The organism is Rhizobium aureum (assembly GCF_030182495.1).
Classification (GTDB): Bacteria; Pseudomonadota; Alphaproteobacteria; order Rhizobiales; family Rhizobiaceae; genus Rhizobium; species Rhizobium tropici_C.
The window spans coordinates 1-6350 of record NZ_JAQJCI010000038.1; the positions used below are offsets into that span (position 1 = coordinate 1).

The following is a 6350-nucleotide window of genomic DNA, read 5'->3' on the forward strand; positions in this document are numbered from 1 at the left end:
GCCGACACGCCGGCATTGGTGTTGACGACATTCTGGCCGCCGATGGTCATCGTCTGGGCGGCAAGCGTAATGCCATTGGTGGCATTGAGGTTCATGTTGCCGCCGGCGAGGAAAGTGCCGCCATTGGCCTTGATCTCGGTCGCATTGATGGTCATGCCATCCGCTGCGGCAATCGCACCGGAATTGTTGACGGAGCCGGCATCGATGCTGACGCTGTTGCCGGCAATGACGGCGCCGCCTGCATTGACTTTCGCCTTATCAGCGGCCGAGAGATAGACGACCGGCACCAGCACCGGTGCGCCGTCGACGATCTGCGTCTGGTAGATCACCATCGACTGGGTCAGCGATGCGGCCTGCTCCGGCGTCAATGCTTGCCCGAGAGCAAGCCCGTTCGCCTCGGCATAAGCGACGCCGTTGTCGAGCAGCGTCTTCATCTGGTCGGTGGCATTGTTGCCGGGGATGAAGGATCCCGCGCCAAGGCCATCGCCCACCAGCTGCCGCATCTGTTCGTCTACCAGCTGATTGTCGAAATAGGCGTCGCCGAGGAAGGGAACCTTGGTCTCCGGCGTATAGCCAACTCGGCCGATGAAATAACTCGAGCCGTAGAACTTCGACACGTCGAGGAAGGCCGCCCGTGTCTCGAACAGGAAGATCTGGCCCGGCACGGTGCCGCCGACACCGCCCGATTGCGGCTTGGCAAGCGAAGCGAGTTCCGCGCCATTGACCTGCAGCACGTGAGCAAGATTGCCGCTGCTGCCGAGAGCAGCGGTGAGCTTGCCCATCAGGCTGTTCGGACTGATCGCAGCGCCGCCGGTCGTCAGGCTGCCGGAGCTGATCGAAGGGCCGCTGGCGAGCGTCACACCATTGCCGCTCACCGAAGCGCCGACGGCTGCCGTCAGGCCGCTGCCGTTGGCCGTCGGGCCGCCGGCGATCGTCGTGCTGACGGCTGCCAACGACGGGCCACTACCGACGCTCGCGCCGCCATTTGAGGCGAAACTGCCTAGCGCGGCATTGACGTTGAACAAGGCGCCGCCGGCCGTCATGCCATTCAGGGCCGACAGCGGATCGCTCGATGTCGAAGGCGCACTGACGGCCGCGCCGCCACTTGTCGAACCGAGCGACGTATTGTTGACCGTACCGAAATTGAGGCTCAGGGCGTGAGCCGCCTTGAGCGTGCCAGCCGCGCCGCCGATAACCTGCGATCCCGAGACGATCGACGTGCCGTTGGCGATATTGCGGGAAGGATCGGCCGTGCCATCGGCGTTGTAGGCCGAGCAGGCGCTCTGCGCGCTACAGGTCAGCATCGTGGTGCGATTGAGGACGACGCCTTCGTTGGTGAGCGTCGATCCCTTGAGCGTCGCATCACCGCCGGCCTCGATCCGGCTGTAGGAATTGGTGAGGTTGGTGGCATCGACCGTGAGATTGCCGCCGGCGCGGATCACCGCCTCAGGGCTGAGCGCACTGGTGAAGCGGTCTTCATAAACCGACTGCGATATGTTGGACGTCGGATCCCAAGTGTAGGTCGTGCTGGTATCCGAACCGTTGCGCACGACCTCATCGACGATGAAATAACGCGAGGGATTGTTGGGATCGAGGATGGGATTGCCGTTGGCATCCTTGGGAACGCGGGCCTTGATCCAGTCGAAGATCGGCCGAACTTCCGTCGGACCGCTGCCGCTGACCCAGGTCCAGGCGTGATAGGAGGTGCCATCGGCAAGGGTTGCGACCGAATACAGCAGCGGCTGGTAGTCAGAAAACTGCCCCGGATCGACCCCCGCATAAAGCTGGAACATATTCTGGTCGGTCGATTCCAGATAGGCGAAGGGTTGGCCCGCGACCGCTGGATTGAGCACGAAGGTACCGACAACCGCACCGGAGGAGACCAGCTGACCCGTCACCCAGGTCGGCGTCGTCGATCGCCTGTTGATGAGATTGCTGGTGAGTATCGACATGTCACCACCAGACTGAATGAGACCGGACACATTGGTGACTGCCGCATTGCGTTGACCGGCAGTCGCTCCCTGGATGGTCATCCCGCCATCGGAAACGATAGCGCCCTGGTCATTGGTCAATGTGCCGCCGACGAGGAGGTTGGCGTTGTTGCCGGCAAAGACGAGGCCGGACGGGCTATTGTAGAAATCGCCTGATACGTTGAAGGTCAGATTGTTGCCGGCGGCAAGCTGGCCGGTATTGCCGAGCGACGGCAGGTTGAGCGTCAGGTCATGCGCGGCGAGTAGCGAAGTACCCGCAGTGGTGGCAAGGCCTGCGGCGGAGATGGTGATGTCACCGGAACCGCCAGCATTGGTAACGGTACTGACTTGTGCGTTGGAAAGATCGGCACCGCCGGAAAGATTGAGGCTCAGGCCGCCGAAGACGAGATTGCTTCCCGAAAGATTGGCGGAAGAGCCGTTGACAATCAGCGTACCGCCGCCGGCAATCCGGCTACCCCTGCTGCCGGAGAGATCGACGGCACCGGTATTGAGCGTCAGATTGCTGCCGACACGGGTGGTGTTGGTATAGGCGATGGTCCCGGGCGCCGTGAGCGTGGCGCTGCCAAGGCTCTGCAGGCTGTTGTAACCGATGTTCTGCGTTGCCGTGGCGGCAAGATTGCCACCCGAAAGCAGAGAATTGGCGCTGATACTGCCGCTCGAGGCTGAGAGCGTCATCGCGCCGGTACGCTGCAGCATCAGGCTGCCGCCGGCCGCGGCACGGGTGGCGGCGAAATCGACGCCGGAGACCAGCGTGTCGATCGCCATCGATCGGGCGGATAGATTGGCGTTGCGGCTGGCAAGCGATTGGCCGGTGAGCGTGATCGCATTGCCCGCGGTGATCGTCAGACCGCCGTGGGAGACGGCATTCGCGCTGACATTGTTCGCCGCGTTGGCGGTGATGCTGCCGGCAGCAAGGAGGCTGTTGAAAGAGATGTCGCCTGCCGTGGCTAGGAGCGTGAGATTGCCGGTCGGACCAAGAATAACGTTCCCGGCGCCCGATTGGTCCATCGCCGCAAAATCGACACCGGCCGCGATGACGTTGCCGCTGACGGCAGATCCGGTGATCGAGACGTTGCTGGCGCCCAGGAGCTGCCCGTTGATCCTGATTGCGCCAGGACTGGTGGTCGAACCGATTGCGACGACGCCATGGCCAGTGATGTTGCCGCCCGTAAAGGCGCTTGCCGCCACATCGAGATTGCCGGCGACGATCAACGTATTGGCGGTGGCGCTTGCCGCATTGATGGTCAGATCGCCGCTTGCTCCGAGGGCGATGGCGCCGTTTGATGAGTGCGCGGTGGCGGCAAAATCGACGCCCGTGACGGCCTGATTGATCTGGACGGACGAACCGGACAGCAAGACATCGCCGGCACCGAGGAGCTGACCGGTCACCTTGACATTGCTGCTGGCGGCAAGGGTAATGTCGCCATGGCCGGTCACGGCATTGGTCGCGATGGTGGCCGCCTGCGCGTCGATATTGCCGGCCGATAGCATGGTCTGCGCGGTGATGCCCGCAGAAGCGGTAAGATTCATATCGCCGGCAGTTCCGAGCACTATACCGCCGCCGGCGGCATTGGTGGCGGCAAAGTCGATGCCGGAGATCAGGATCGGGGCGCTGATACTGCCGCCATCGATCGTGAGATCGCCTGCGGCCAAAATCTGGTTGCTGACATCGACATCGCCTACGACGTCAACCTTCCCATGACTGGTGATACTGGCGGCGATGAGGTCTGTCGCCCTTGCCGTGACATCGCCGGCCGACAGGATGGTTCCAGCCGTGATGTTGCCGGAGGCGGTCAAGCTGGTCTTGCCGGACTGCGCCAGCACGATGCTGCCGCCGGCGGCGTTGGTGGCGGAAAAGTCGATGCCGGAGATCAAGGTCGGTGCGCTGATGCTGCCGCCATTGATCGTGAGATCGCCTGCCGCCAGGATCTGGCTGCTCACATCGACATTGCCGACCATGCCGATATTGCCGTGGCTTGTGACACTGCCCGCCTGGAGATTGGCCGCCTTTGCCGTGATGTCGCCGGCCGAGAGGATCGTGCCGGCCGTTGCATTGCCGGAGACGGTGAGGTCCGTCGTACCGGTCCCTCCGAGCATGATGCTGCCGCCGTTCGCTGCGGTTGCCGCAAAATCAACGCCGGAGACCAGAAGTCCGGCGTTGAGGCTGGCGCCATCGATCGAGAGATTGCCGGCCGACAGTACCTGGCCACTAGCGTCTATGCGACCGCTGGCCTTCAGGTCGGTCCTGCCATGGCTTGTAATGCTGCTTGCCGTCAGATCGATCGCTTGCGCGGTAAGATTGCCCGCCGACAACAACGTGCCGATGGTGAGATTACCGCTCGAAAGCAGCGACACATCGCCACTCGAAGTCTGAACGATGTTGCCGTTGGCGGCAGCCGTACCGGCGAAATCGACACCGGACACGATAGCGCCGGCCGCGATGTTCGGGCCTGAGACACTGATGTTTCCGCCACCAAGGACTTGGCCGTTGACGGTGGTGGTGCCGGCGAGCGTGATATCCTTGTGCCCGGTGATGGTGGCGGCCGTCACGCTGGCTGCGTTGATGTTGATAGTACCGGCGGCTTCCACCGTCGATGCAGAGAATCCGCCACTGAGCCGCGCAGCCAGATTCCCGGTCTGGCCAAGAACGATATTGCCACCGGATGCGTCCGTTGCGGCGAAGTCGATACCGGCGACGACAGACTGTGCCGACAGGCCTTGGCCGGTGATCAGGACATTGCCGGCCGCGAGAATCTGGCCGGTGATGCTGGTCACGCCATTCAGCGTGGCATCGCCATGGGCAGTGACGGCATCCGCGCTTACGGTCGTACCGCTGGCCGAAAAAGTGCCAGCCGAGAGCAATGTGCCGGTCTTGATCGCACCGGTCGAAGCAAGAGTCAGATTACCGCTTGTCGTCTGGACGATGTTCCCATTGGCGGCTGCCGTTGCTGCGAAATCGACGCCTGAGACAATGGCGCCGGCTTTGATGCTCGAGCCAGAGATACCGATGTTGCCGCCGCTAAGCATCTGCTGATTAACGGTGGTTGCCCCGGCGAAGGTGATGTCTTTATGACCTGTGACGGCATCTGTCGTCACAGTCGCGGCATTGACGTTGATGGCACCGGCGGCTTGCATCGTCGATGCCGAGAACCCACCACTCAACTGAGCTGTCAGATCCCCAGCGCGATTGCCTGCAATCGTCGCGGTCTGACCAACAACGATATTGCCGCCGGCGGCATTAGTTGCGCCGAAGTCGACGCCCGCAACGACGGTCTGCGCTGCCAGACTTTGGCCAGTGATCAGCACGTTACTGGCGCCCAGGATCTGGCCCGTAACGCTGGTGGCACCCCGGAGCGTCACATCGCCATGCGCCGTGACGCTCCCGGCCGTGATAGTAGACCCGGCCGCATTGAGGCTACCTGCCGAGAGTAGTGTGCCAGTGTCGATGTTGCCCGCGGCGGCAAGTGTCAGATTGCCGCTTGTCGTTTGGACGATACTTCCGTTTGCGGCTGCCGTTGCAGCGAAGTCTACACCCGAGACCGCGGTACCGACCTTAATGCTCGAGCCAGAGATGCCAAGGTTACCGCCGCCAAGCAACTGGTTGGTGATATCAACGCGACCGCTTGCGGTCGTCGTGGCGACACCGCCAGCTGCCGTGCCGGAAAGGCTGATATCCTCGTGACCGGTAATCGCATCTGCAGTGATGGACGCGCCGCTGACGTCGATGGCACCCGCAGCCTGTATGGTCGGCGCCGCAATGGCGCCATTGACGTTCACCGTCAAATTCCCGGCGTGGCCAAGGACGATATTGCCGCTGGCCGCATTGGTCGCATCGAAGTCGATGCCGGAAACGATGGTCCGAGCCTTCAAGCTCTGGCCGCTGATCGATACGTTGCCGGACGCAAGGATCTGGTCCGTCACGCTGATCGCGCCGCCGAGCAGCATGTTGCCATGGGCCGAGATATTGCCGGCCGTGACCGTCGCGGCACCGGCAGTGAGATTGCCGGCAGAGAGCAACGTTCCAGCGCTGAGCGCGCCAGTGGCCGTCAATGTCAGATTGCCGGTTCCGGCTGATGGTGCGCCAAGCACGACGCTGCCTCCGGCCGCATTGGTGGCGGCAATGTCGACGCCGGAGACAATAGCGTCCGCCTGGATGCCAGAGCCGGAAACGCGGACATTGCCGCCGCCGAGGACCTGACCGATGATATCAACACTGCCGCTTCCGGCTGCCGCACTGGTGGCGCCTGAAAGCACGATGTCCTTGTGGCCGGTGATCGTGTCGGCGGTGATGGTCTGGCCGGTGGTATTGATCGCGCCGGCTGCAAGCACAGTCCCTGCCTGTATGGCGCCAGCACTGTC

The 6350-nt window shown here is 62.8% G+C and carries 1 pseudogene; it reads right to left on the minus strand.

Going from position 1 to position 6350, the window contains the following annotated elements:
* Positions 1-5936: pseudogene (locus PH552_RS33520) on the minus strand (hypothetical protein); the annotation flags it as partial.
* Positions 5937-6350 lie beyond the last annotated feature (414 nt).